This is a genomic window from Burkholderia sp. BCC1998 (assembly GCF_905339875.1).
Classification (GTDB): domain Bacteria; phylum Pseudomonadota; class Gammaproteobacteria; order Burkholderiales; family Burkholderiaceae; genus Burkholderia.
In genome coordinates this window covers 72532-97892 of record NZ_CAJPHE010000018.1, presented here as the reverse complement: position 1 = coordinate 97892, position 25361 = coordinate 72532, and the positions used below count along the sequence as shown (strand labels likewise).

23 protein-coding genes are annotated in these 25361 nt (G+C 68.0%); 8 read left to right on the top strand and 15 right to left on the bottom strand.

Annotated elements, in window-relative coordinates; genetic code table 11:
• Positions 1–178 precede the first annotated feature (178 nt).
• Positions 179–1261: a tartrate dehydrogenase gene (locus U5A56_RS26840; protein ID WP_321802456.1), complete on the bottom strand. Its 1083-nt coding sequence runs from the start codon at positions 1259–1261 to the stop codon at positions 179–181.
• Positions 1262–1369: 108 nt separating this feature from the next.
• Between U5A56_RS26840 and U5A56_RS26835 the strand changes: the two genes are divergently transcribed.
• Positions 1370–2278 carry a LysR substrate-binding domain-containing protein gene (locus U5A56_RS26835; protein ID WP_321925457.1) on the top strand — a complete coding sequence of 303 codons (909 nt, stop codon included), beginning with the start codon at positions 1370–1372 and terminating at the stop codon, positions 2276–2278.
• A 159-nt stretch (positions 2279–2437) separates the two neighbouring features.
• On the opposite strand, the gene U5A56_RS26830 is transcribed toward U5A56_RS26835, so the two are convergent.
• The 3 genes from U5A56_RS26830 to U5A56_RS26820 all read right to left on the bottom strand — a co-directional run bounded on the left by U5A56_RS26830 (position 2438) and on the right by U5A56_RS26820 (position 4897).
• Positions 2438–3439 (bottom strand): LysR family transcriptional regulator, encoded by a 1002-nt coding sequence (locus U5A56_RS26830; protein ID WP_321925456.1) that lies wholly within the window; start codon positions 3437–3439, stop codon positions 2438–2440.
• A 99-nt stretch (positions 3440–3538) separates the two neighbouring features.
• A complete protein-coding gene (locus tag U5A56_RS26825; protein ID WP_321925455.1) occupies positions 3539–3958 on the bottom strand; it encodes an ATP--cob(I)alamin adenosyltransferase in 420 nt (139 codons plus the stop codon).
• A gap of 138 nt (positions 3959–4096) precedes the next feature.
• Positions 4097–4897: a helix-turn-helix transcriptional regulator gene (locus U5A56_RS26820; RefSeq protein WP_321925454.1), complete on the bottom strand. Its 801-nt coding sequence runs from the start codon at positions 4895–4897 to the stop codon at positions 4097–4099.
• A 171-nt stretch (positions 4898–5068) separates the two neighbouring features.
• Between U5A56_RS26820 and U5A56_RS26815 the strand changes: the two genes are divergently transcribed.
• The 3 genes from U5A56_RS26815 to U5A56_RS26805 all read left to right on the top strand — a co-directional run bounded on the left by U5A56_RS26815 (position 5069) and on the right by U5A56_RS26805 (position 7890).
• Positions 5069–5695: a LysE family translocator gene (locus U5A56_RS26815; protein WP_044848096.1), complete on the top strand. Its 627-nt coding sequence runs from the start codon at positions 5069–5071 to the stop codon at positions 5693–5695.
• A gap of 12 nt (positions 5696–5707) precedes the next feature.
• A complete protein-coding gene (locus U5A56_RS26810) occupies positions 5708–6469 on the top strand; it encodes a class I SAM-dependent methyltransferase (RefSeq protein WP_321925453.1) in 762 nt (253 codons plus the stop codon).
• A gap of 197 nt (positions 6470–6666) precedes the next feature.
• Positions 6667–7890 (top strand): RtcB family protein, encoded by a 1224-nt coding sequence (locus tag U5A56_RS26805; RefSeq protein ID WP_321925452.1) that lies wholly within the window; start codon positions 6667–6669, stop codon positions 7888–7890.
• A 110-nt stretch (positions 7891–8000) separates the two neighbouring features.
• On the opposite strand, the gene U5A56_RS26800 is transcribed toward U5A56_RS26805, so the two are convergent.
• Complete coding sequence (locus tag U5A56_RS26800) at positions 8001–8669, bottom strand: O-methyltransferase (protein WP_044848099.1); 669 nt, start codon at positions 8667–8669, stop codon at positions 8001–8003.
• Between the two features lie 133 nt (positions 8670–8802).
• On the opposite strand from U5A56_RS26800, the gene U5A56_RS26795 reads away from it, so the two are divergent.
• On the top strand, positions 8803–10098 hold the full coding sequence (locus U5A56_RS26795) for an O-acetylhomoserine aminocarboxypropyltransferase/cysteine synthase family protein (RefSeq protein WP_321925449.1): 1296 nt from the start codon (positions 8803–8805) through the stop codon (positions 10096–10098).
• A gap of 461 nt (positions 10099–10559) precedes the next feature.
• Here the strand turns inward: U5A56_RS26795 and U5A56_RS26790 are convergent, their stop codons facing one another.
• Complete coding sequence (locus tag U5A56_RS26790) at positions 10560–10988, bottom strand: VOC family protein (RefSeq protein WP_321925447.1); 429 nt, start codon at positions 10986–10988, stop codon at positions 10560–10562.
• 460 nt (positions 10989–11448) lie between these two features.
• On the opposite strand from U5A56_RS26790, the gene U5A56_RS26785 reads away from it, so the two are divergent.
• Positions 11449–11739 carry a DUF4148 domain-containing protein gene (locus U5A56_RS26785; RefSeq protein WP_124520340.1) on the top strand — a complete coding sequence of 97 codons (291 nt, stop codon included), beginning with the start codon at positions 11449–11451 and terminating at the stop codon, positions 11737–11739.
• Between the two features lie 163 nt (positions 11740–11902).
• On the opposite strand, the gene U5A56_RS26780 is transcribed toward U5A56_RS26785, so the two are convergent.
• The 9 genes from U5A56_RS26780 to U5A56_RS26740 form a co-directional block, all read right to left on the bottom strand.
• Complete coding sequence (locus U5A56_RS26780) at positions 11903–13111, bottom strand: phosphotransferase enzyme family protein (RefSeq protein WP_321925444.1); 1209 nt, start codon at positions 13109–13111, stop codon at positions 11903–11905.
• A 36-nt stretch (positions 13112–13147) separates the two neighbouring features.
• Entirely contained in the window at positions 13148–13759 is a 612-nt protein-coding gene (gene pnuC / locus U5A56_RS26775; protein ID WP_044848104.1) for a nicotinamide riboside transporter PnuC, read from the bottom strand.
• A gap of 59 nt (positions 13760–13818) precedes the next feature.
• On the bottom strand, positions 13819–16050 hold the full coding sequence (locus U5A56_RS26770; protein ID WP_321925441.1) for a TonB-dependent siderophore receptor: 2232 nt from the start codon (positions 16048–16050) through the stop codon (positions 13819–13821).
• Positions 16051–16528: 478 nt separating this feature from the next.
• Positions 16529–18247, bottom strand: coding sequence for an AMP-binding protein (locus U5A56_RS26765; RefSeq protein ID WP_321925440.1), 1719 nt, complete (start codon positions 18245–18247; stop codon positions 16529–16531).
• A gap of 45 nt (positions 18248–18292) precedes the next feature.
• Positions 18293–19411 (bottom strand): quinohemoprotein amine dehydrogenase subunit beta, encoded by a 1119-nt coding sequence (gene peaD / locus U5A56_RS26760; protein WP_321796626.1) that lies wholly within the window; start codon positions 19409–19411, stop codon positions 18293–18295.
• Positions 19412–19439: 28 nt separating this feature from the next.
• Entirely contained in the window at positions 19440–19763 is a 324-nt protein-coding gene (gene qhpC / locus U5A56_RS26755) for a quinohemoprotein amine dehydrogenase subunit gamma (RefSeq protein ID WP_321796624.1), read from the bottom strand.
• Between the two features lies 1 nt (position 19764).
• Positions 19765–21195, bottom strand: coding sequence for a quinohemoprotein amine dehydrogenase maturation protein (peaB, locus tag U5A56_RS26750; RefSeq protein WP_321796621.1), 1431 nt, complete (start codon positions 21193–21195; stop codon positions 19765–19767).
• 71 nt (positions 21196–21266) lie between these two features.
• Entirely contained in the window at positions 21267–22871 is a 1605-nt protein-coding gene (gene peaA, locus U5A56_RS26745) for a quinohemoprotein amine dehydrogenase subunit alpha (RefSeq protein WP_321925437.1), read from the bottom strand.
• A 69-nt stretch (positions 22872–22940) separates the two neighbouring features.
• Positions 22941–23318: a hypothetical protein gene (locus tag U5A56_RS26740; RefSeq protein WP_321925435.1), complete on the bottom strand. Its 378-nt coding sequence runs from the start codon at positions 23316–23318 to the stop codon at positions 22941–22943.
• Between U5A56_RS26740 and U5A56_RS26735 the strand changes: the two genes are divergently transcribed.
• Positions 23317–24810 (top strand): aldehyde dehydrogenase family protein, encoded by a 1494-nt coding sequence (locus U5A56_RS26735; RefSeq protein ID WP_321796617.1) that lies wholly within the window; start codon positions 23317–23319, stop codon positions 24808–24810. The genes U5A56_RS26740 and U5A56_RS26735 overlap by 2 nt on opposite strands.
• 119 nt (positions 24811–24929) lie before the next feature.
• Positions 24930–25250 (top strand): high-potential iron-sulfur protein, encoded by a 321-nt coding sequence (locus U5A56_RS26730; protein WP_321925434.1) that lies wholly within the window; start codon positions 24930–24932, stop codon positions 25248–25250.
• The last annotated feature ends 111 nt before the right edge of the window (positions 25251–25361 follow it).

The following is a 25361-nucleotide window of genomic DNA, read 5'->3' as shown; positions in this document are numbered from 1 at the left end:
TCGCGCGCTGTCCCCGCGGGCTCGGTGGGTACCGCCGGCATTACGACGAAGCGTGCGCGCCGGCACCCGGCTCGCGTCGAATGCGCGAGTCGCGGGCAAAAAATCCGGGGGGCGGCGAACGGAAGGCGACCGGCTGCGCTTGCGGCCGTCGCCGTTCTCGTCGCCGTTCTCGTTACTGTCAGGCGGCGACCGCCGCGTGCGCGACGCGCTCGCAGACGGCGGCCGTCACCTGCGCGGTCGTCGCGCTGCCGCCGAGGTCGCGCGTATGCAGCGACGGATCGGCCGTCACGGCCTCGATCGCCTGCATCACGCGCGCGGCCGCTGCCGTCTCGCCGAGATGCTCGAGCAGCATCACGACCGACCAGAACGTGCCGACCGGATTCGCGAGGCCCCGGCCCATGATGTCGAACGCGGAGCCGTGGATCGGCTCGAACATCGACGGATAGCGGCGCTCGGGATCGATGTTGCCGGTCGGCGCGATGCCGAGGCTGCCCGCGAGCGCGGCCGCGAGATCGCTGAGGATGTCCGCGTGCAGGTTGGTCGCGACGATCGTGTCGAGCGACGCCGGGCGGTTCACCATGCGCGCGGTCGCGGCGTCGACGAGTTCCTTGTCCCACGTGACGTCGGGGAATTCCTGCGCGACCTGCTTCGCGATCTCGTCCCACATCACCATCGCGTGACGCTGCGCGTTGCTCTTCGTGATGACGGTCAGCAGCTTGCGCGGACGCGACTGCGCGAGCCGGAACGCGAAGCGCATGATGCGTTCGACGCCGGCACGCGTGAGGATCGACACGTCGGTCGCCGCCTCGATCGGATGCCCCTGGTGCACGCGGCCGCCGACACCCGCGTATTCGCCCTCCGAGTTCTCGCGCACGATCACCCAGTTCAGGTCGGCCGGCCCGCAGCGCTTCAGCGGCGCGTCGATGCCGGGCAGGATGCGCGTCGGCCGCACGTTCGCATACTGGTCGAAGCCCTGGCAGATCTTCAGGCGCAGGCCCCACAGCGTCACGTGGTCGGGCACGTCGGGGTCGCCCGCCGAGCCGAACAGGATCGCGTCCTTGCCGCGCAGCGCGTCGAGGCCGTCGGCCGGCATCATCGCGCCGTGCTGGCGGTAGTAATCGGCGCCCCAGTCGAAATCCTCGAACTCGAAGGCAAAGCGGTCGCTGCCGCGGGCCAGCGCTTCCAGCACCTGCTTGGCCGCAGGCACCACTTCCTTGCCGATGCCGTCGCCGGGAATGGTCGCGATACGGTAGGTCTTCATGCTGACATCCTCGATTGATCGTGAGCGTGAATGCACTTTACCGAACTGGAAGTGCAGAAACCGGGGCTATACTCAAAGCATCTTTAACTTCAATTCATGAATTCCGTCATGGCGGATACCGTCCAGCCGGCCGATCTCGGCTTCTTCTCGACGCTGGCCGCGGCGGGCAGCCTGAGCGCGGCCGCGCGCGAGCTCGGGCTGACCGCGGCGGCCGTCAGCAAGCGGCTCACGCAGATGGAGCGGCGCGCGGGCGTGACGCTCGTCAACCGCACGACGCGGCGCATGATGCTGACGCCCGAGGGCGACGTGTATCTCGACTACGCGCGCCGGATCCTCGATCAGATGGACGAACTGGGCGAACTGCTCGGCAGCGCGCGGCAGCGGCCGAAGGGGCTGCTGCGCGTGAACGCGACGCTCGGTTTCGGGCGCAGCCACGTCGGCCCGGCGATCTCGCGCTTCGTCGCGCGTTTTCCGGAGGTGTCGGTGCAGTTGCAACTGTCGGTGATGCCGCCGCCGCTCACCGACGACGCGTTCGACGTGTGCATCCGCTTCGGCGAGCCGCCCGATACGCGCGTCGTCGCGCGACGGCTCGCGCCGAACCGCCGGCTGCTGTGCGCGGCGCCCGCGTATCTCGCGCGGCACGGCACGCCGGGCACGCCGCACGAGCTGACGCGGCACAACTGCATCGGCATCCGGCAAGGCGACGAAGGCTACGGGATCTGGCGGCTGGCGATCGGACGCGGCGCGGCGCGCAACACGGAAGCCGTGCGGATCAACGGCAATCTGACGACGAACGACGGCGAGATCGCGGTGAAGTGGGCGCTCGACGGGCACGGCATCCTGATGCGCGCCGAGTGGGATATCCGCGACTATCTGGCCGACGGGCGCCTCGTCGTCGTGCTGCCCGACTACGAAACGCCGGGCGCGGATATCTACGCGGTGTATGCGCAGCGGCATCAGATGTCCGCGCGGATACGGGCGTTCGTGGATTTTCTGGCGGGGGAGCTGGGTGGGTGACGGGAGGCGGGCGCCAATGCACGCGAACGTATCAGGATCGCGGCGCGACCGTTCGACTGATTGAGTCTGACGATGCACCGTCTGGCGGAATGCCAGTATTTTGGCGAACCGGCCCACAAATCGCCAGAATATTGGCACATCCGGACGCGCGCCCCGCTGTCACGCCGCGGCCGCCAGCCTCCCGTCTGGCTCGCACGCAGCGATCGCCGTCGCCGCCATCTGCCGCAGCGCTGCCCCAGGCACGCTCACACCGGCCCGCTCCTGCGCGGCATCCTCGAAACGCTCCGCGACCCAGTCGACGAACGCGCGCACGCCCGGCGACACGTGCCGGCGCTTCGCATAGACGGCCGACACGGAAACCGCGCCCGGCCGCCACCGCGGCAGCACTTCCTGCAACTGTCCCGCGTCGATCAGCGGCTGCGCGATGACGCGCGGCGGCTGGATCAACCCGAGGCCATGCACGCCGCAAGCCAGGTACGCCTGCTCGTCATCGACGCTGACGATGCCGTCGAGCCGGATCTTGCGCACCGCGCCGTCGATCGCGAATTCGAGTTCGGCGGTGCGCTGGGCCGACGCGAACGCGCCGTTGACCGTTCGATGCCCGGCGAGCGCATCGAGCGAACGCGGCACGCCGCAGCGCTCGAGATACGCGGGGCTCGCGCAGGTCACGCGCTCGAGTGCGCCGAGTGGGCGCGCAACCAGCGACGAATCGGGCAGCGCGCCCAGCCGGATGCTGCAGTCGACCGCATCGCCGATCAGGTCGGCCGCGCGTCCGGACACGCCCAGCATCAGCACGAGTTCCGGATGGCGCGCATGGAACGCGCCAAGCGCCGGCAGCACGATCGCGTCCGCCACCGCTCCCGGCAACTCGACGCGCAGCGGCCCGCTCGGATGCCGCGCCGCGTTGCGCAGGCTCGCTTCGAGTTCGTCGACGTCCGCGGTGATGCGCTGGCACCGCCGGTAATACGCGTCGCCTTCCGGCGTCGCCCGCAGCGCGCGCGTCGTGCGCACCAGCAACGGCATGCCGAGCGCCGCCTCGAGTTCCTGCACGGTGCGCGTCGCGGTCGCGCGCGAAATGCCGAGCGAGTGCGCCGCGCGCGTAAAGCTGTTCATCTCGACGATGCGCGTGAAGATGCGCATCGCGCGAATCGGATTGTCCACCGGAAACTCCCGCGGAATACGGCATCACGCCTCGCGCGCGAACGCGACGCGGCGCATGCCTGTCAGTGAGCGAGCCGCGCCGCCGGCGCGGCGACCGGTTCAGTCGCGCGTGGCCGCGGCCGCGCGGGCCGGCGCGGCCAGCAGCTGCCGTGCCAGCGCGAGCGCCTCGTCACGATTCGCCGCCGCGTTCAACGGATAACCCCAGACCTTCTCGAACGCGGCCGAGAACGCATCGAGCGCAGCGCGCCGCTGCGCGTCGGGCTCGACCGCGATCATCGCGGGAATCCATTCGCGCGATTGCGCGCGATTCGCCTTGCTCCATTTCGCGAGCTGCTTGCGCATCTCGTGATCCTGCGCATCGCGATCGTTGCCGGACGGGGCATCGTCGGTCAGGAACACGAAACGTTCGCGGCGCGCGAGCAACGCGTCGAGCTCGGCCAGCAAGTGCGCGGGATCGCTCGATGGCGAACGCGCGTAACGCAACCACACCAACGGGAATTCAGTCGTGACGATCTGCATGTCGGCCTCCAGATGAGAATGATTCTCATGTTAGAGATCGACGCCCGTCCCGTCATTTCTCGTGCCGGCCAACCGCTTGTTCGATCCGGCCAAGCGCGAGCGTGCCGACCTGGCACGGCACGGCTCAGCACGGCACGGTCAACGCTGCCGGTCGGTCAGGTATTGGGTCGGCGACTTGCCGGTCGCCTTGCGGAACATCGTCACGAAGCTGCTCGCGCTCTCGTAGCCGAGGTCGATCGCGATCTGGTGCACGCGGCGGCCCGCCGTCAGCATCCGCAGCGACAGCGCGACGTGCAGCCGCCGGCGCCAGTCGCCGAGGCTCATGCCGAGTTCCTTCGCGGCGAGCCGCGTGAGGCTGCGCTCGCTGACGCCCGCGCGGCGCGCGAGTTCGGGCAGCGGCGACTTGTCGGCCGGGTCGTCGAGCAGGTGATCGATCAGCCTGCGCAGCCGGCGGTCGGCCGGCATCGGCAGATACAGGTCCTCGACCGGCGCCGCGACGAGTTCGTCGAGCAGCGTCGCCATCAGCCGCCCCTGCGGACCGTCGACGTCGTACAGGCTCGGGAAGCTCGCGGCCTTCAGCAGCAGTTCGCGCAACAGCGGCGACATGCCCAGCGTGCAGCAGCGCGCCGGCAGGCCGGGCGCCGCATCGGGCTCGACCAGCACCGCGTAGAACGTCGCGCCGGCCGAACCGCGCGCCGAATGCGTGACGCCGCCCGGAATCCACACCGTGCATTGCGGCGGCGCACTCCACACGCCGCCGTCGATCTCGCAATAGATGACGCCGCTCAGCGTGTACAGCAGTTGCGCCTGCCGATGGCTGTGCCGTTCGAGCCGCCATTCGGGCTCGACGACCGAGCCGCCGAACACGACGAGCGGACGCGGCACGTGATAGACGTCGGCGTCGGCAGCGGGGTCGGTAACGGGTGGCAGGTCGCGCATGGAGCGATGGTGTCGAAAGCGGCCGGACGGCGTGCCCGCGCGGCCTTTCGTGCTTATACCAGAAAGGCGCCGGCGCGGCCGCGCGGTTCCCGGCCGGCATCGGCAGACGCGCACCGATCCGAATACAATGCGTCGATCCCCCGCCGCCTCGCCAACCTTGCCGGAGCCGCCATGTTCGACCTGACCACGCTGGCCACCTTCACCGCCGTCGTCCTGGGCCTGTTCCTGATCCCGGGCCCCGCCGTGCTGCTCGTGCTGAGCCGCACCGTGCAGGGCGGCCGCAAGACCGGCATCCTGACCGGCCTCGGCGTCGCGAGCGGCGACTTCGTGCATACGCTGTTTGCCGCCGTCGGGCTGTCGGCGCTGCTGATGACGTCGGCGCTCGCGTTCAACGTCGTGAAGCTGGTCGGCGCGGCTTACCTCATCTACCTCGGCGTGCGCGCGCTGCTCGACGGGCCGTCCGATCCGTCGCTGCCGAAGGTGCCGCCCGTCACGCCGCTGACGGCGTACCTGCAGGCGATTCCCGCCGAAGTGCTGAACCCGAAGACCGCGCTGTTCTTCCTCGCGTTCATGCCGCAGTTCGTGCATCCGGAACGCGGCTCGACGTTCGTGCAGTTCGCGGTGCTCGGCCTGATCTTCGTCGTGCTCAGCTCGCTCTATACGACGCTGATCGCATGCTCGATCCGTCCGCTCGGCCGCGTCGTGAAGCGGCTTGCGTGGCTCACGCGCTGGCAGGGAAAAATCATCGGCTCGATCTTCATCGCGCTCGGGCTGCGCGTCGCGGTGCAGCAGCGCTGACGCGGGTTTCGCGTGACGTCCGACGCGGCGGCTGCCGGCGAAATCCTCTATACCGATCCGCGTCTCGTCGCGGTCTACGACCGGTTCAACGCGGGGGACCGCGACTTCGCGTTCTACGCATCGCGCCTCGGCACCGCGCGGCAACGGATTCTCGATCTCGGCTGCGGCACCGGCACGTTCGCGCGTCGGCTTGCGGCGGCCGGACACGACGTCGTCGCGATCGACCCCGCACCCGCGATGATCGACCATGCGCGACGCCAGCCGGGCGCCGGCGCGGTGCGCTGGCTCGCGTGCGATCTCGGCGGCCTGCCGCCCGGCGCGCCGTTCGATGCCGTCGTGATGACCGGGCACGCGTTCCAGTGCCTGCTGACCGACGCGGAGATCGATGCGACGCTGTGCGGCGCGCGGCGCGTGCTGGCCGACGGCGGGCGCTTCCTGTTCGAGACCCGCAATCCGCGTGTCGAGCCGTGGCTCGGCTGGACTCCGGCGGCGTCGGCCACCCGCATCGATTCACCCGAATTCGGCAGCGTCGAACTCCACCATGCGGTGACCGCGGTCGACGGTCCGATCGTGTCGTTCGACACGGTCTACCGGTTTCATCGCGACGATACGCAAGTGAAGAACGCGAGCCGGCCGCGCTTCATCGCGCAACCCGACCTGCAGGCGCGTGTCGCGGCCGCCGGCTTCTCGTCCGCCGACTGGTGCGGAGACTGGAACGGTGCGCCGTTCGACGACGCGGCCAGTGCGGAGATCATCGCGATCTGCCGCGCATGAATGGTGAAACATCGTTCACGCGCGGCTACCGCGCAGCGAGCATCCGCGAATCGAGCCTGACCCGGTCGCGTCGTACCCCGATTCGGCCAACGCACGTCGGCCGGCAGCCAGTGAAGAAAACGACAAGAATAGACGGAAGCATCATGCTTTGAAGAGCTTGCGCCGCACGACTGAAGGGGCGATCGAAGGTGAAGCAAATGAGTAACGATGATTTTCAGGTGATGGAACTGGCGAACGGCAAGCCGGTGAAAATGTGGACACAAGGCGTCGCGGTCGAGGACGACGCGCGCACGCAATTGCGCAACACCGCGCAGATGCCGTTCATCTTCAAGCACGTCGCGGTGATGCCGGACGTCCACCTCGGCAAGGGCTCGACGATCGGCAGCGTGATCCCGACGAAGGGCGCGATCATCCCGGCCGCGGTCGGCGTCGACATCGGCTGCGGGATGATGGCCGCGCGCACGACGCTCACGGCAGCGGACCTGCCGGACGCACTCGGCGGGCTGCGCAGCGCGATCGAACGCGCGGTGCCGCACGGCCGCGCGCCGGGGCGCCGCGATCCCGGCGCATGGGGCGATCGCGCGCCGGCCGCCGTGACCGAGTCGTGGAAATCGCTGCTGCCGGGCTTTCAGCGGATCGTCGGCAAGTATCCGAAGCTGGAGAAGACGAACCACTACGCGCATCTGGGCACGCTCGGCACGGGCAACCACTTCATCGAGGTGTGCATCGACGAAGCGGATCGCGTGTGGTTCATGCTGCACAGCGGCTCGCGCGGCGTCGGCAACGCGATCGGCAGCCTGTTCATCGAACTCGCGCAGGCCGACATGCGGCAGCACATCGCGAACCTGCCGGATCGCAACCTCGCGTATTTCACCGAGGGCAGCCGGCACTTCGACGATTACGTCGAAGCGGTGGGCTGGGCGCAGGACTACGCGCGCCGCAACCGGCAGGCGATGATGGACGCGGTGATCGGCGCGGCGCGCGGCGTGATCGCGAAACCGTTCGCGGTCGACGAGCACGCGGTGAACTGCCACCACAACTACGTGCAGCGCGAACGCCACTTCGGCGAGGACGTGCTCGTCACGCGCAAGGGAGCCGTATCCGCGCAGAAGGGACAGCTCGGCATCATTCCGGGTTCGATGGGCGCGAAGAGCTTCATCGTGCGCGGGCTCGGCAATCCGGAGAGCTTCTGTTCGTGCAGCCACGGCGCCGGCCGCGCGATGAGCCGGACCGAAGCGAAGCGCCGCTTCACGGTCGACGACCAGGTCAAGGCGACGCGCGGCGTCGAATGCCGGAAGGACGCGGGTGTCGTCGACGAAATTCCGATGGCCTACAAGGACATCGATGCGGTGATGGCGGCGCAGCGCAGCCTCGTCGAAGTGGTGCACACGCTGCGTCAGGTGGTGTGCGTGAAAGGATAGCGCGGCGCGCGGCCGAAGGCCGGGCGGCCGCGCTCGATGAAAGATCCGTGGACGCGACCGTATCGCACGTCCGGTGCGGCCGACGACCGCGGTGATGCGCCACCTTCAAGTCACGCGCCGACGATCGAGATCGAAAACCCGTCCCAGCCCTTCAGCCCGACCGTCTGCAAGGCGGTCGTCGTGAGGTTCGGCTCGGCGACGATCCGCGCGAACCCGTCGCGCACGCCGACGACGTCCGGCTCACGGTTGTCCGGATCGGCCACGCGCCCGCCCCGCACGACGTTGTCGACGACGATCACCGTGCCGGGCCGCGACAGTTTCAGCGCGGCGTCCAGATAAGCGGCGTTGTTGTCCTTGTCCGCGTCGATGAAGATGAAGTCGAACGGCGCCTCGCCCGCATCGACGAGCCGCGCGAGGCTGTCCTTCGCGCTGCCGACCACCACCGACACGACATCCGCGAACCCGGCGCGCGCGATGTTCCGCGTCGCGACCTTCGCGTGATCGGGGTTCAGTTCGAGCGTCACGAGCCGGCCGTCCGGCGGCAACGCGCGCGCGAGCCAGATCGTGCTGTAGCCGCCGAGCGTGCCGACTTCGAGGATGCGCCGTGCGCCGCGAATCGTCGCGAGCAGCTGCAGCAGCTTGCCCTGGTTCGGCGCGACGTTGATCGCGGGCAACCCGGCCGCGTCGCTCGCCGCGAGCGCGGCGTCGAGCGCGTCGTCGGTCGGCACGAGCGTCGCGGAGAAATACGCATCCACCTTGTTCCACTGATCCTGGTCCATCGCGCACCCTTCATCCGAGGAAAAACCCATTCTATGCGCGGCGGCCCCATAAGCAACAAACCATTCGTTCTAAGGACGGCAGCACACCTGCTCCTATAATCGCTCGACCACGACAACAACAGATGGAGCACTCATGACCGATCAGGCCTCTTCGAACTGGCGCCTCGAAACCATCGCCGTGCACGGCGGCTATCGACCCGACCCGACCACGCGCGCGGTCGCGGTGCCGATCTACCAGACCGTTGCGTACGCATTCGACGACACGCAGCACGGCGCAGACCTGTTCGACCTGAAGGTCCAGGGCAACATCTACACGCGGATCATGAACCCGACGACCGACGTGCTCGAACAGCGGATCGCCGCGCTCGAGGGCGGCATCGGCGCGCTGGCGCTGGCGTCGGGCCAGGCGGCCATCACGTACGCGATCCAGACGATCGCGGAAGCCGGCGACAACATCGTGTCCGCCAGTTCGCTGTACGGCGGCACCTACAACCTGTTCGCGCATACGCTGCCGCAATACGGCATCACGACGCGCTTCGCCGATCCGCGCGACCCCGCGTCGTTCGAGCCGCTGATCGACGCGCGCACGAAGGCGATCTTCGCGGAATCGGTCGGCAATCCGCTCGGCAACGTGACCGACATCGCCGCGCTCGCGGAAGTCGCGCATCGCCACGGTATCCCGCTGATCGTCGACAACACTGTGCCGTCGCCGTACCTGCTGCGTCCGTTCGAACACGGCGCGGACATCGTCGTGCACTCGCTGACGAAGTATCTCGGCGGCCACGGCACGAGCCTCGGCGGCGCGATCGTCGATTCGGGCAAGTTCCCGTGGGCGCAGCACGCGGACCGCTTCAAGCGGCTCAACGAGCCCGACGTCAGCTATCACGGTGTCGTCTACACCGAAGCGTTCGGGCCGGCCGCGTATATTGGCCGCGCGCGCGTCGTGCCGCTGCGCAACATGGGCGCGGCGATCTCGCCGTTCAACGCGTTCCAGATCCTGCAAGGCATCGAGACGCTCGCGCTGCGCATCGAGCGCATCAGCGACAACGCGCTGAAGATCGCGCAGCATCTCGCGCGCCATGAACACGTCGAATGGGTGAACTACGCGGGGCTGCCCGATCACCCGGATCATGCGCTCGTCGCGCGCTACCTGTCGGGCCGCGCGCCCGGCATCCTGACGTTCGGCGTGAAGGGCGGACGCGACGGCGGCGCGAAGTTCCAGGATGCGCTGAAGCTGTTCACGCGGCTCGTCAACATCGGCGACACGAAGTCGCTCGCGACGCATCCGGCCTCGACGACGCACCGCCAGCTGTCGCCGGCCGAGCTCGCGAAGGCCGGCGTGAAGGAGGAAACGGTACGGCTGTCGATCGGCATCGAGCACATCGACGACCTGCTCGCCGACCTCGACCAGGCGCTCGCGCAGCTGTGAGCCGAAGCGGGCGTGCCGACACGCCCGCTTCAAGGTGTTCAATCCCCGGTCGATGCCTGGGGGTCGCAACACCCGCATCGGCGCCTACGGCTACGCGAGGGATCGTCAATCTCGGGCTGCGCCATTGCTTCTGATCGGAATATCGACCGCACACCGATACGCGCGTGACGAAAACTTCATCTTCCGATCAGGTTCGCGATGGATCGCGTCGCATACCATCGAATGCGTGACGGGTGATGCCCGTTGCGAACCACGCAAGCGTATCGCTGTCGCACGGCACGATCACGCGTTGGGCCCGGACACTGCGAGTGCCGGGCCTTTTTTCTTCTTTGCGGAATTCCGTGGACGTGGCTTACCGATCCGGTTCGGCCAACCGCACGTTCGCGAAGCAGCCATCTATCCGGTGCGGGATCGTTCAAAGCGATACGAACCGCGACGACCCCCGTGCATCCATTGGATTACTATGAGCGTCGCTTGGGGTTCCACGCCTTGTGTACGAACTCGAGACGGTTGCCGTCGAGGTCGGCGACGTTGGCGGCGTAGTAGCCGGGGGCGAAGTAGGTACGATCCGCCGGTCTTCCCTCATCGATGCCGCCGGCCTTGATTGCGGCTGCGTAGGCAGCGTCGACGAGTTCGTTCGTATCGCAGACGATCCCCAGGTAAAGCCCGGTCTCGCCTGGCTGACGTTTGCGTAGCCAGATGCTTGATCCAACCCCCTCTCGCTTGCCGTACACATCGTCGCCGATGCCGTAGAGATCGGGGACGCTCGCCGGGCCATTCGCGGAGTCGTAGTTGCCGAATACGCTCCAGCCGAGTGGCTTCAAGGCTTCGGAGTAGAAGATCAGCGACTTCTCGATGTCGGTGACTGAGATGTAAACGTGATCGATCATTTGCCCGCCTTCGACGTGGATGGGTGCTGTTCGTGCATAACTATAGTCGACAGCCGCGCATGTGGCGCGGGGATATGACTGCATCGAGGCGTGACGTTGCGCTTCGGGAACAGGCACGGATGCGTGTTCACGTAGAAGTTCGGATTGCCGCATCGATGCCCCGCATGGTCGATCTGTTCGCCGGGCATCAGGCCGGTGGGCACCGCATCGCGCACGGCCTTCGGCGCGGACGATCCGACGGTTCCGGCTTCGGCCGTCGGCAGGCGACATGCTCCGCTTCCCGCTCATCGCATGCATGACCCGAACATGACGATTGCATCACGTCGGCCGGGCCCGCACGTCACGCCCCTCGGCCCCGCAATCTGACGCATTTGTCATCTGCCGATCACGGTCACGCTCGGCGGCTTTCGCATACTGGGCTCATGGATCGCCACCCGGCGGCCTCATCAAGGAGAGCTCCATGAAAACGGCAAGACTCGCAGCCCTGTTCGTCACCGCCACGCTGTCGCTCGGCGTCGCCTCGCAAGCCGCCTTCGCGCAAACGCACACTCAAACGCAGGGCAAGACCCGCGCGGAAGTCATCGACGAACTCAAGCAGGCGCAGCACGACGGCGTGGTGCCGACGAGCAAGACGCAGTACCCGCCGACCAGCGAGATCATCGCGCGCAACAAGGAACTTCACGGGATCTCGGTGCATGCCGGCGAGAAGTCGCCCCAGGCCGACAATCACGACAGCCTCGCGACGCGTTGATGCGAGTCAGGCGTGGGTGCTGCCCGGCGATCGCCGGCGGCGTGCCGCGCGCCGCCGGATCGCGGCGAACGTGCGGCCGCGCCGTGCAGTGCGATCGCGGCACCGCAGAGGGTGAAGCTCGGGCAGACGACACTGCCGGCTCGACAGTGTCCGCAACGCAATTTTACAAGCTGCCCCGCTTCGCACGCCGGCGTTGCACCAGCCAGTCGAGCAACTGCCGTCCGTCGCGTTCGCCGAACCATCGCGCATGCCCGATCAGATAACCGTCGTACGCAACATCGACGATATCCGGTGCATTGACGATGCAGCCGAAATACGCGACTTCCGACAGCGCGAATTCGGTATGCACGATCGGCAGCATCGCAACCAGCGCCGCATACGCGTCGTCGCTCAGCGGTTCGAGCGATTCGTAGCCGTCGAGCAGCGCGCCGATCTGTTCATGCTCGACGCGACGTGCATCGGCCGGCGCCAACCAGTCGATCGCATTGCGTTCGATCGCGAGCGCGAGATCCATGACGGCACACGTGCGATCCGACAGGCCGAAATCGAGCACGGTCCGCACCTGCGCGCCGGGCGCGGCGTCCGTCCACAGCAGATTCGACGCATGCCAGTCGCCGTGTGTCCACAGCGGCGCCAGCGCGGGCAGCAGCGGCACGAGGCGCGCGTGATACGGACCGATCGCGTCCGCGACATCGCCGCGCCAGTCGCGCGTGCCGAGCGCGCGCACCAGCAGCGGCTGCGCATCGACCCAGCGTTCGAGCGCACCGGGAAGATCGGCGGACGACAGCACCCGGAAACTCGACAGCAGCGTGCGCACGGGCCGCGCCGGCGCATCGTAGCCGGCCGACGCGCGATGCAGTTCGGCCAGCGCGCGGCCTGCCGCGTACGCATGCGAAGGATGCGTGAACGGCTGCCACGACATCACGCCGCGATACGCGTCCACACCTGGCGCCACCACGTGCACTTCATAGGTCCAGTCGCCGGATGCGAACGCGGTCGCGCCGTCGCGACCGGCGAGCACGTCCGCGACCGGCACACCGCGATCGCGCAGATGCGCGATGAAGCGATGCTCCTCCTCGAGCCCGGCGACGTCGCGCAGGCTCGCGTGATGACGCTTGACGAACAGCGCGCGCGCGTCGGTCGTGTGCACCAGCACCGCCGCGGAGAACGGCCGCGGGCTGTGCCACGTAAGCCGCGCCGGCGCGCCGACGCCATCGATCCGCGCAAGCACGCCCGCGACTTCGTCGTGCGTCATCAGCGGCCAGTCGCGTTCGGCCTGCTCGCCGGCGACGCCGAATTGCGGCGGCGCGACGTCCCGCATGTCGGCGACGTCACGCGATGCAGGCGCGTCCGGCTCGAGTGGAAATGACATGAACGACGTCGCTCCGTAGTTGAATCAGCCCTTGAATCAGCCCGCCGGGCTCGCCGTCGCGCGCAGCGCGTTCGCCGTCCGGCTCCAGTCGCGCCAGCCGACGACGGCGAGCGCGATGAACAGCGCGTAAAGTCCGGCCGTCAGATACAGCGCCTTGAACACGAACATCCCGACGTACACGACGTTCACGACGATCCACAGCCCCCACGACGCGATGTAGCGCCGCGCGGTCCAGTATTGCGCGACGAGGCTGAACGCGGTCAGCGACGCATCGACGAACGGCAGCGCCGCATCGGTCCAGCGCGCCATCATCCCGCCGAGCAGCGCGCTGCCGACGACGGCCGCGATCAGGTCCGGCAGCATCTGCCGCGGCCGCACGCCGGTGACGGGCGCGACGTCGCCTTGCGGCGCAGCGCCGCCGCCCGCCTCGAGCGTACGCTGCGCGATCCAGCGGCGCCAGCCGTACACCTGCAGCACCGCGAACGCGCCCTGCAGCAGCATGTCGGAATACAGCTTCGCGTCGAAGAAGATCCAGCCGTACAGCGCGACCGACGCGAGCCCGACCGGCCAGCACAGCATGCGCCGCTTCGCGGTCAGCCAGATCGCGAGCGCGCTGACGATCACGCCGGCGATTTCGAGTGGGGACATCGTCTGTGCTCTCCTGGTTGGCTGCCGGGGCCGCGCATCACGCGGCCGGGTCCGGACGATCAGAAATCATAGGTCAACGACACGCGCGCGGTGCGCGGCGCGCCGGGGAACAGGTACGCGTCGCCCTGCTGCTCGCCCGCATCGCGCCAGTAGAACTTGTTGAACAGGTTGTCCACCGACACGCGCAGCACCGTGCGATGGCCCGCGATCTTCGTCGTATAGCGCGCGCCGAGATTGAACACGAACCACGACGGCACGCGCGCGGTGCCCTCTTCGTTCGCGTTGCGCGCCGCGCTGTACTCGACGCCGCCGAGCATGTTCAGGCCGGTGACGCCCGGCACCGCGTAATCCGCATACAGCGATGCGCGCAGCGCCGGCACGTTGATGATCTGGTGCCCCTCGTACGCCGGCGAACCCGAATCGTACGCGCGCGCGCGAATCGCCGCGACGCTGGCCGTCAGCCCGAGCCGCTCGGTCACGCGCCCGGCCGCGCCAAGCTCGATCCCCTGGTGGCGCTGCGTGCCGCGCTGCACGAACGTATAGCTCGTGCCCGACGCATCGGGGTCGGCGAACTGGAACGGCTTGCTGATCGAGAACACGGCGGCCGTGAGGCTCAGCCGGTCGAGCCAGTCGTATTTCGCGCCGAGCTCGAACTGGTGCGATTCGACCGGCGGCAGGAACGCATACGCGTTGGTCGCGCGCACCGGCGCCTGGTCGCCGAGCGACAGCGCCTTGCTGTACGACGCGTACAGCGACAGCACGTTCACCGGCTTGTAGACGAGCGCGACCTGCGGCAGGAACACCGAGCGGTCGGTGTGCGTCGCGTCGCCGTCGAGGCTGCTCCAACTGCGCTGGCGCAGCAGCACTTCCTTGCCGCCCGCGAGCACCTGCCAGTGCTCGCCGATGCTGATGCGGTCGAGCCCGAACACGCCGTACTGCCACGCGTCGAGCTGCGGATACGACGGCCCGGCCGTGTTCGGCGACGGTGCGAACGCGACGTCGGGCCCATAGATGTTCTCGCTGCCCACGTAGTCGTACACGGCATTCGCCATGTGCACGACGCGGCGCTGCACGCTCACGCCGAGCGTCAGCTCGTGCCGCAGCGGGCCTGTCGCGAACTTGCCGGTCGTGACCGCGCGCAGGTCGTCGTTGCGGCGGTATTCGCCCGGGCTGCGGAAGTCGTACACGTCGTAGTCGCCGTTCGCGCCGAAGAAGAACGGCGACGTCGTGCCGGCCGCGCAGCTCGCCGCGTAATAGCAGCCGTACGCGAACGCGCTGTTGTCGTCGATCATCGTGCGGCTGCGGCCGGCCGCGACGTAGGCCTTCCAGTCGTCGTTGAACTGGTAGTCGAAGCGCGCGTTCAGGTTCAGCGCATCGGTCGTCACCGGCTTCGCCCACGGCTGCGTGCCGAGCGCCTTCGACGTCGTCTTGACCGACGGCACGACGGTGCCGCCGAGCAGCTGGTAGCCGGGCGCGGAACGCTGGATCCACTGCTGGAATTCCGCGTTGAACTGCAGGCTCGCGCGCGGGCTGATGTCCCAGTCGGCGGCGATCGAGCCGAACGTGCGCCGTCCGTTGGTGCCGTCGATGTACGAGTGCATGTTCTCCTTCGCGGCGTTGATCCGGAAACCGAACTGATTGTCGGGGCCGAAGCGGCGGCCGAGATCGACGGCCGCCGACGTCGAGCCGCGGCTGTCGACGCCGCCCGTCACGCTCGCGACGTTCGCGGAGCGCTTCGTCACGAAGTTGATCACGCCGCCCGGCGCGACCACGCCGCTGTCGATGCCGGCCAGCCCCTTCAGGATCTCGACGCGCTCCTTGTTCTCGAGCGGCACGTTCTGCTCGCCGGATACCGTCAGCCCGTCGATCCGGATCGCGCTCGCGAGATCGACCGGAAAGCCGCGGATCGCGAAGCCTTCGAAGTAGCCGACCGGCGCGTAGTCGTTGACGACCGACGCATCGTTGCGCACGACGTCGCTCAGCCGCTTCGCCTGCTGGTCGTCGATCAGCGCCCGCGTGACGACGTTGACCGAGGCCGGCGTGTCGCGCAGCGGCGCATCGTCGAGCCCCGCGACCGACGCCGTGCGTGCGCGCAGCGTGTTGCCGCGCTCGCCGCTCACCGTGATCGCCGGCAGCGTCGCGCTGCCGGTCGCACCGGCGTCCGGCGCCGGCGCGTCGCCCTGCGCCACGGCGGCCTGCGCCGCGAAAAGCGTGATGCCGAGACCGACGCCAAGCCCGGCCTTCGCGCGCCGCCGCCGTGCGGGCGACGCTGTTGTTCTATTCACCGTCATTGTTCTGGATGGAAAACTCGCCACTCGACCCTGTCGAAACTTTCGAAACGCTTTGCGCGCTGCGAAGCGCGACCTCATGCAAGAACCCGCGACGGTCCCGGCGGACGCCGGGCACGAACGTCGACACGACATTCATCAGACGAATCTGACGATCGCGCAGCATGCGTGCCGATCGATCGGGAAAGCGCAGGATGGGACATCGGATGACGGTGACGCGCCGGACACCGACGCAGCCGTCGATCCTGGATCTCGAGCATGTCGGGCGGCCGGCTGCGTCGCGCGGTCTTGTCATGCGGGGGACGCTTCGAACGCCCCGGTTGCGGGCGCCGGGCAGTTGCGTACGCCGTTCGTCGGAACCGCGGCATGCCCGTCGCGCGCGACATCGCGGCGTGGCGCGCATTTTACCCCGGGCGGGAGGGGCGGCAGGGAAAACTGCCCGGCGGGCGGAGCGGACTGCCGTGCAGCCGCCCGTGCGGCACTACGCGGTGTCGGCGGCTTTCAGCCGCCATGCGTCGATCATCTGCTGACGCATCACGAACTTCTGCACCTTGCCCGTCACCGTCATCGGCAGTTCGTCGACGAAGCACACGTACTTCGGGATCTTGTAGTGCGCAATCTGGCCGTGGCAGAACGCGCGCAGGTCGTCCTCGGTCATCTGCTCGTCCGCGCGAAGCACGATCCACGCACACAGCTCCTCGCCGTATTTCGGATCGGGCACGCCGAACACCTGTGCGCTCTGGATCTTCGGATGCCGGAACAGGAATTCCTCGATTTCGCGCGGATAGATGTTCTCGCCGCCGCGAATCACCATGTCCTTCAGCCGGCCGACGATGTTGCAGTAGCCGTCCGCGTCGAGCGTCGCGAGGTCGCCCGTATGCATCCAGCCGTCGACGATGGTTTCCTGCGTCTTCGCGTCGTCGTCCCAGTAGCCGAGCATTACCGAATAGCCCTTCGTGCACAGCTCGCCGGTCGCACCGACCGGCACGACGTCGCCGTTCGGATCGACGATCTTCACGTCGAGATGCGGCTGCACACGTCCGACCGTCGTGGTGCGCTTCTCGAGCGGATCGTCGGTCGAGCTCTGGAACGACACGGGGCTCGTCTCCGTCATCCCGTACGCGATCGTGATTTCGGACAGATGCATCTGCGACACGACGCGCTTCATCGTCTCGATCGGGCATGGCGCGCCGGCCATGATGCCGGTGCGCAGCGTCGACAGGTCGAACTTCGCGAAGTCCGGATGATCGAGTTCCGCGATGAACATCGTCGGCACGCCGTGCAGCGCGGTACAGCGTTCGTCGGCCACGGTCGCGAGCGTCGCGACCGGCTCGAACGCCTCGCCGGGAAACACCATGGCCGCACCCGTCGACACGCACGCGAGCACGGCCAGCACCATCCCGAAGCAGTGATACAGCGGCACCGGAATGCACAGCGAGTCCCGCTCGGTAAAACGCATCGCCATCGCGATGAAGCGCGCGTTGTTGACGACGTTGCGGTGCGTGAGCGTCGCGCCCTTCGGACTGCCGGTCGTGCCGCTCGTGAACTGGATGTTGATCGGATCGGTGGCCGCGAGCGTCGCGCCGATCGCATCGAGCCGCGCGACGTCGAGCGTGTCGCGGCCGCGCGCCATCACGTCCGCGAAGCGGACCATGCCGGTCGGCGCGACCTCGCCCATCGACACGACCGTGCGCAGCGTGGGCAGCCTCGCGGCATGCAGCGCGCCCGGCGCGCAATGCGCGAGTTCCGGCGCGAGCGCCTGCAGCATCTCCGGGTACTTCGACGACTTGAACTGTTCGGCCGCGATCAGCATGCGGCAGCCGACCTTGTTCAGCGCGTAGTCGAGTTCCGCGAGCCGGTACGCCGGGTTGATGTTGACGAGAATGGCGCCGATGCGAGCGGTCGCGAACTGCGTGAGCAGCCATTCGCTGCGGTTCGGCGACCAGATGCCGACGCGGTCACCCTTCCCGATCCCGAGCGCGGCGAGGCCGGCCGCGAGCACGTCGATCTCGTGCGCGAACGTGTGCCAGTCCCAGCGAATGCCCTGCTCGCGGAACACGACGGCCGGACGTGCCGGAAAGCGCGACGCGGTGTCGCGCAGAAGCGCGGCAACGGTCGCATCCGACAGCGGCACGTCCGTGCGTCCCCGCACGATCGACAGGCCGTCGCGCGGCACGCCGTTGGCGATGGCGGTGGTCATGTTATCTCCTGATCAGGGGCGCCGGCCCGCAGGCCGGCGCGTACTTCATCGTGTGAACATCTGCGCGGTCGTAATCGCCATATCGCCGCCCGGTACGCGAATGTCCTTCAGCTTTTTAAGCGTGTCGGCGTCGTACACCGCAACCGTGTTGAAGGTACCCGCGAGGTAGAGCTTGCTGCCTGCGCGGTTGAACGACATGCAGTAATACGAATGATCGAGCGGCGCTGCCTCGACCAGCTTTTCATGCTTCACGTCGTACTTCGCGAGCCGGTTCAGCACGCCGTACATCGCATCCGGATCCTTCGGCGACAGCCCGCCCGTGAAGTACACCTCGGTGACCGGCCCGAAATCCTTGACCGTCGCATTGCCGGTCTTCAGGTCGATGTCGATGTAGCCGTACATCGTCTGCGCCGATGCCGGATCCTTCTTCTCGTCCTTGAAGCGGTCGGCCGTGTAGAGCAGGTTGAACGTATGCTGCGGACGCTGCTGCGGCCACACGTACAGCACGTCGGGCTGACCGTGCAGCGGCTGCTTCCAGTTGCGCAGCGGCACCGCGACGTCGTACTTGCCGGTCTGCACGTTCATCCGGTAGATGTCCGCGCCGACGATGAACAGCGACCCGTCGTCGGCGGCCTGCAGCATCGTCGTCTGGCGCGGTGCCGCGAACGTGCGCACCGGCTTCGCGTCGAGCCCGCCGTCGGTGCGGTACACCTGCAGGCGCGGCGCCTGCACTTCGTAGCTGTCGCGGTTCAGCTTCGTCGGGTTGACGACGCTGTAGATCTCCTTGCCGTCGGGGCTCAGCCCGATCGAGAACATCGCGCGCGCACGCTCGTTACCGGCGCCGGCAAGCTCCGCATGGAACACGGTCTTGCACGAATCGAGCTCGACGCCGTACAGGTCGCCGTAGTGATTGTTCAGCACGTACGCGCGCGTGCGGTCCGGGCTGATCTGGATCGTGCCGGGGCCGAACGCGTCGGGCAGCGTGCAGGTCTTGACGATGCTGTCGGTACCCGTGTCGATCACCGTCAGGTTGTTCGGGTAGTTCGTGACGGCGAGGTATTCGTGGCCGGCTTGCAGCGCGGCGTCTGCCGCGGCCGACAGCGACGCGGCCGAGGCGAGCGCGGCCGCGACGAGCGCGCGGCTCAGGGGTGTCGTGAATCGCATGGAGAATCCTTGGTCGGTGCCGGGTGGCTCACTTGTCTTTGGGGAACACGCTGCCGAGCTGGCGCCAGTCCGCGCCCGAATCGGCCGCGTGTTTGTTCCAGTCCGGATAGGTGCTCATCATGTCGGGCACCTGCGCGGGCCACCAGCACGGATCGGAGCAGCCGTACAGGTCGGCCTCCATCGGCTGGCACAACGACGCGACCCCGCCGAACACGTCCGTTTCCCAGCCGGGATCGGTCGTCGACGTGCAGCCCGCGACAGACGTCATCGCGACGACTTCCTCGAGGCGATCCTGCTGCACGGCCTCCTCGAGCGCTTTCGCCTTGTTGTTGAGCGGCTTCAGATGTTTCATGTCAGTTCGCCTTGCGCGGAGTGATGTGGTTGCCGATGAACGCCGGGTTGCCGGCGATGATCCGGCTGTAGACCTCGATGCCGAAATCGATCCAGTCGCGCATCAGTTCGCAGTAGTGGTAGGTCGGATGCGCGGGGTCGCCGTAGCGCGCGTAGCTCTCGTGATAGCAGCCGCCCGAGCACAGGTTGCGGATGCGGCAGGTTTCGCAGCCGGTGCCGCTGCGCTCGAGGCGCTGCGACAGGAAGTCGTTCAGCTGCGCCTGCGCGACGCCTTCGTGCACGTTGCCGAAGGTCGGCAGCGCCGAACCGGTGAAGCGATGGCACAGGTTGAGGTCGCCCTTGTGATCGACCGCGAGCATCTTGAGCCCCGCACCGCACGGCAGCGACTTCTTGTGCCCTTCGTGCAGGTCGGTGATCAGCTGGTGCAGGTTCGAGAAGCCGATGTTGCGGTTCTCGAGCGCGGCGGCCAAATAACGCCGGCCGAGCGCCTTCATGTTCGCGAACACCTGCGCGAGTTCGTCCGGCTGCAGGTTGAACGTGTCGAGCTGTCCCGACGTCACCGGCGCGAAACCGACTTCCGCGAAACCGAGCTCGTTGAACAGGTGATCCCAGATGCCTTCGATGTCGGTCACGCCGCTCGTCAGCGTCACGCGCGCGCCGACCGGGCGGCTGCGATAGCGCTTGAGCAGCATCTCGACCTTGCGGCGCACGACATCGTAGGTGCCCGCGCCGCCGACCGTGCGGCGGTTCAGGTCGTGGATCGAGCGCGGCCCGTCGATGCTGACCGACAGCCCGAAGCGGTGCGCGTCGAGCCAGTCGACGATCTCCTCGGTCAGGAGCGTCGCGTTGGTCGTCATCACGAACTCGACCTGCTTGCCGAGCGCGCCGAAGCGCAGCTCGCAATACTCGACCATGCACTCGATCAGCTTGCGGTTGCTGAGAGGTTCGCCGCCGAAAAACACGACCGTGTAGCGCGGCAGGTCGGGCGATTCCTTCAGCAGCATCTCGACCGACGCCTTCGCGGTGTCGATGTCCATCCGCCGCCCGGCGGACGGCGTGTCGAGGTCTTCCTTGTAGCAATACGTGCAGCTCAGGTTGCAGCCGGTGTTCACGTTCAGCACGACCGTGTCGATCGCGGTGCGTTCGACGCGCTTCACCGCGATCTCGGGCGTGAGCGGCGAGCCATCGCTGACGACCTCGAGGGCCATCAGCTCGCCGAGCGTCTCGGCGAGTTCGCCGTGCGGCGAGCGGCCGGCCAGCCGCGCGAACAATTCGTCGGCCGTGCAGCTGCTCGCGCGCAGCGCGTCGATTATGTCGGCCGTCACGCGATCGGCCGCGAACAGCGAGCTGCTCGGCACATGGAACATCAGGCGCTCGTCGTCGACGCGCACTTCGTGCACGTTGCGTTCGACCACATTCAGCAGGGCGCTCATCGGATTCTCCTTGCGTTCATCGGATTCGGACCGGGCCGCGTGGCGGACCGGCGCGCGGTCATGCGGACCGGTCAGGGCAGCGGCGGGATGTTCCAGCGCTGCACCGCGACGATCAGGTGCCCGGTGCCCGTCACCGTGCGTGCGCCGTCGGTCACCGTCGCGACGACGTTCAGGTTGCCCGTGTTGTTGGTACCCATCCTGCGCGCGGGGTTCGGGCCCGCGTCGCCCGGCGTGAAGATGCCGGTCGACGCCTGCATCGTGCCGGCGAACTGCGTGTCTCGATCGCCCTTCGACTGATCGTCGAACGGCGCGACCGACCATTGCGCTGGCACGACGCCGATGCGGAACGGCTTGCCCGCACCGTCGACGCCCCACGCGACCGCGTCGAACCGCCCCTCGACCTTCGGCGTCGCGCCGCCGTTGCCGCCGATGCGCGCGACCGCGAAGTCGGGTTCGACCTTCACATCGCGGATCTCGCGATAGACCGCGAAGCCGTCCGCATGCGCGGCGCCGACGCTCACGCGGCGCGTGCCGGGCGCGCTGCCGTCGGCGGCCTTCACGCGCACCCGCACGTATTCGGGCGTGCGTTCGAGCACCGATGCGACCGTCACGCCCGCGCCGAACGCCGGCGTGCCCTGCAGGTTCGCGCCGACGATCGTCACGTCGGTCTCGCCGCCCGCCTTCACATACGCGGGCTGTACGGCGACGATCCGTGCGCGGCCGAGCCTGGCGGCATTGAAGTCGAGGCCGCGCTCGTCGTGCGCGTCGTCGAACATCCGGCCGCGCAATGCGCCGTCGCTCGCCATCAGCACCTGACGCATCGTCGTGTCGCCGACCTTCACGCTCGCGCGCCATTCGTAGCCCGTATAGAGCGTCGCGGTGCCGGTGCCGACGAGCGGGCTGCCGTCGGCGAAGCGGCCCTTCAGCTCGACGTCGAAGCGGTCGCCCGCGCCGCCCTTCACGGTCATCGTGCCGTACGCGTCGCCCTTGCCCGGCATGTGGCCGCCGAAGCTCCACGTGCCGGCGAGCGCGGTCGCGGGCGGATGGTGCTGCTTCCACGCGGTCCACGCGTTGCTGTCGTACGGGTAGTTTTTCGCGAGCATCGGCGCGATGTCGGTGAGCGCGATCTTCAGCCAGTCGCGGTCGCGGCCCATCGCCGAATACTCGATCGACGGCCACTGCCCGAGGTGGAAGTTCACGAGCTTGTCCCATTCGGCAACCGGCCGGCGCTGCAGCAGCGGACGCGCGGCCGAATGGCAGCGCGCGCACATCTGCTTGAATTGCTCGTTGTCGACGGTCTCCTGCGTGTTCAGGCGACGCTCGGGCGCATAGCGGAAATCCTTCGTCTCCGACGGTGCGAGACCCTGCGTATCCGACAGGTATTTCACGAGAATGCGGCGTTCGTCGTCGCTGATCGTGAGGCCGTGCATCGTCTGCATCCGCGCGATCGTCATCAGCCAGCCTTCCGGCGTCTTGCGCTGATGGCTGATGCGGCTCCACGAATCCTTCGACTCGGCCGCGTGACAGGCCGCGCATGTCTGGCTCAGGATCGCACGTGCGTCGCGCGGCGCCTGGGCCTGGGCGTGCACGGCACCCGAGGCCAGCGCGAACGCGCCGGCGGCGGCGACCGCGGCCGCGCGGGGCGGCCTGCTGCGTCGAATGAAAGTCTTGAACAAGGCTCTGCTCCTTTACGTGGGGTCTCGAATCGTCCGGCATGCAGCGCTGCAGCGTTTGTCGCACGCTCTTCAAGCACAGGCCGTGCCAATGGCCGACGTCGGCTTCGCCACAAGGAAAACACGCGCTTTTCCCGCCGAACGCTCGGGAAAATCCCGATTCAAACCCGCGCGCCGAACCGGCATTCGCGCGCCTTTGCGGTGGGTGGCCGGCGTGCACGGCCGCGTACTTGCCGCATGTCGCGTCTCACGTTGCATCGCGATTCTCAAATTGAGACGCAGCACGGCCGATGCGATGCGCTGCCGATCATGCGTGCACGCGCGGCCCGTCACGCCGCGTGCCCCGCGCCGCATGGCGCGTGTGGCGCATACGCGGGCCACCGCGCCGTCGTTGGTATGGAAGCTGCTTTTTGCCTCGTCACCCGAACCCGATGAGCGAGGAGCTTCCATGCAGGCAACGTTGTCGTTACTTCCGCAAACCCAGTCGTTCATCGCACGCACGCCGTCGATGCTGATCGGCGATGCGTGGCGCAGCGCCGAAAGCGGCGCGACCCTGGCCGTCCACAATCCCGCGACCGGCGACGAACTGTGTCGCGTGCCGGCGTCCGGCGCGGCCGACGTCGATCGTGCGGTGCGGGCCGCGCGCGAGGCGTTCGACGATTCCGCGTGGAGCCGCATGCGGCCGCGCGAACGACAGAACCTGCTGTGGCGCCTCGCCGATCTGCTCGAACGCGACGCGCAGCAGCTCGCCGAGCTCGAATGCGTGAACAACGGCAAGGGCGCGCAGATCGCGCGCGTGATGGACGTGCAGCTCGCGATCGACTTCCTGCGCTACATGGCGGGCTGGGCGACCAAGATCGAGGGCGCGACCGTCGACGTGTCGATGCCGCTGATGCCCGACAGCCAGTTCCACGGCTTCATCCGGCGCGAGGCGGTCGGCGTGGTCGGCGCGATCGTCGCGTGGAATTTCCCGCTGCTGCTCGCGTGCTGGAAGCTCGGCCCCGCGCTCGCGACGGGCTGCACGATGGTGCTGAAACCGGCGGACGAAACGCCGCTCACCGCGCTGCGGCTCGCGGAACTCGTGCAGGAAGCCGGTTATCCGGCCGGCGTGCTGAACGTCGTCACTGGCACCGGCGTCGAAGCGGGCGCCGCGCTCGCGCACCACCCCGACGTCGACAAGCTGACCTTCACCGGCTCGACCGAAGTCGGCAAGCTGATCGGCAAGGCCGCGATGGAATCGATGACGCGCGTGACGCTCGAACTCGGCGGCAAGTCGCCGACGATCGTGTTCGACGATGCGGACCCGGCCGTCGCGGCGTCGGGCGCGGCCACCGCAATCTTCTTCAATCACGGCCAGGTATGCTGCGCGGGCTCGCGCCTCTACGTGCAGCGCAAGCACTTCGATCGCGTGGTCGGCGACATCGCGGGCATTGCGAGCAACATGAAGCTCGGCAACGCGCTCGACCCGTCGGTCGACATGGGTCCGCTGATCTCCGCGAAACAGCAGAAGCGCGTGGCCGGCTACATCGAGCGTGGCCGCGAACTGGGCGCGCAGCTCGCATGCGGCGGCGAAGCGTACGGTCCCGGCTATTTCGTGAAGCCGACCGTGCTCGTCGACGTCGACCAGAAAGGCCCGCTCGTGCAGGAGGAAATCTTCGGGCCGGTGCTGGTCGCGATGCCGTTCGACACGATCGACGATGCGATCCGTCTCGCGAACGACACGCGCTACGGGCTTGGCGCGAGCATCTGGACCAACAACCTGTCGGCCGCGCACCGGATGATCCCGAAGATCCGTTCGGGCTCGGTCTGGGTCAATTGCCACAGTGCGCTCGATCCCGCGCTGCCGTTCGGCGGTTATCGCATGTCGGGCTTCGGCCGCGAGATGGGCGCGGCCGCGATCGAGCATTACACGGAACTGAAATCGGTGTTGATGAACGTGTGATCACGTCGCCGATGCGAGCGACGCCCGTGCCGCGCGGCGATGTCGCGCGGCGCGCGTGTTCCGCCCGCGTTCGCATGCTGCTGCGCTGTTCCCCGCCTGAAACGACGACGAGACACCCGATGCCCCGCCTCCCCGCTTCCCGCCGCACCTTCATGATCGCTGCCGCCGGCCTGTTTTCGGCCGCCGCGCTGCCGCGCACCGCATGCGCCGCGTCGCCGCTGCTCGATGAAGCCGACCCTGCCGCGAAGGCGCTCGGCTACCGTGCCGATGCCGCGCACATCGATCGCGCCGCGTTCGCGCGCTACGCCCCCGGCCAGGCGTGCGGCCGCTGCAGCCTGTACCAGGGCAACGCCGCCGACCCAAACGCACCATGTCCGCTGTTCGCCGGAAAACGGGTCGCGAACGGGGGCTGGTGCAACGCGTACAACGCGCGGACGTAAGCGCCGCCGTCACGCGAATTCCGCACGTCCTATCCGTCATGCACGCCGCCCCGACACGCTTGCCGAACACGGTCGCTCCGCAAGCGCGAATCGCCCGCACCGCCGTGCCCC

Excerpts from the sequence above, each read along its gene's own strand:
- qhpC (WP_321796624.1), bottom strand. The coding sequence starts at position 19,763 with ATGAAACATCTGAAGCCGCTCAACAACAAGGCGAAAGCGCTCGAGGAG.
- U5A56_RS26790 (WP_321925447.1), bottom strand. The coding sequence starts at position 10,988 with ATGATCGATCACGTTTACATCTCAGTCACCGACATCGAGAAGTCGCTG.
- U5A56_RS26805 (WP_321925452.1), top strand. The coding sequence starts at position 6,667 with ATGAGTAACGATGATTTTCAGGTGATGGAACTGGCGAACGGCAAGCCG.
- U5A56_RS26740 (WP_321925435.1), bottom strand. The coding sequence starts at position 23,318 with ATGGAAGCTCCTCGCTCATCGGGTTCGGGTGACGAGGCAAAAAGCAGC.
- U5A56_RS26840 (WP_321802456.1), bottom strand. The coding sequence starts at position 1,261 with ATGAAGACCTACCGTATCGCGACCATTCCCGGCGACGGCATCGGCAAG.
- U5A56_RS26735 (WP_321796617.1), top strand. The coding sequence starts at position 23,317 with ATGCAGGCAACGTTGTCGTTACTTCCGCAAACCCAGTCGTTCATCGCA.
- peaB (WP_321796621.1), bottom strand. The coding sequence starts at position 21,195 with ATGAGCGCCCTGCTGAATGTGGTCGAACGCAACGTGCACGAAGTGCGC.
- U5A56_RS26780 (WP_321925444.1), bottom strand. The coding sequence starts at position 13,111 with ATGTCATTTCCACTCGAGCCGGACGCGCCTGCATCGCGTGACGTCGCC.
- U5A56_RS26795 (WP_321925449.1), top strand. The coding sequence starts at position 8,803 with ATGACCGATCAGGCCTCTTCGAACTGGCGCCTCGAAACCATCGCCGTG.
- U5A56_RS26765 (WP_321925440.1), bottom strand. The coding sequence starts at position 18,247 with ATGACCACCGCCATCGCCAACGGCGTGCCGCGCGACGGCCTGTCGATC.
- U5A56_RS26825 (WP_321925455.1), bottom strand. The coding sequence starts at position 3,958 with ATGCAGATCGTCACGACTGAATTCCCGTTGGTGTGGTTGCGTTACGCG.
- U5A56_RS26835 (WP_321925457.1), top strand. The coding sequence starts at position 1,370 with ATGGCGGATACCGTCCAGCCGGCCGATCTCGGCTTCTTCTCGACGCTG.
- U5A56_RS26820 (WP_321925454.1), bottom strand. The coding sequence starts at position 4,897 with ATGCGCGACCTGCCACCCGTTACCGACCCCGCTGCCGACGCCGACGTC.
- pnuC (WP_044848104.1), bottom strand. The coding sequence starts at position 13,759 with ATGTCCCCACTCGAAATCGCCGGCGTGATCGTCAGCGCGCTCGCGATC.
- U5A56_RS26770 (WP_321925441.1), bottom strand. The coding sequence starts at position 16,050 with ATGACGGTGAATAGAACAACAGCGTCGCCCGCACGGCGGCGGCGCGCG.
- U5A56_RS26785 (WP_124520340.1), top strand. The coding sequence starts at position 11,449 with ATGAAAACGGCAAGACTCGCAGCCCTGTTCGTCACCGCCACGCTGTCG.
- U5A56_RS26815 (WP_044848096.1), top strand. The coding sequence starts at position 5,069 with ATGTTCGACCTGACCACGCTGGCCACCTTCACCGCCGTCGTCCTGGGC.
- U5A56_RS26800 (WP_044848099.1), bottom strand. The coding sequence starts at position 8,669 with ATGGACCAGGATCAGTGGAACAAGGTGGATGCGTATTTCTCCGCGACG.
- peaD (WP_321796626.1), bottom strand. The coding sequence starts at position 19,411 with ATGCGATTCACGACACCCCTGAGCCGCGCGCTCGTCGCGGCCGCGCTC.
- U5A56_RS26730 (WP_321925434.1), top strand. The coding sequence starts at position 24,930 with ATGCCCCGCCTCCCCGCTTCCCGCCGCACCTTCATGATCGCTGCCGCC.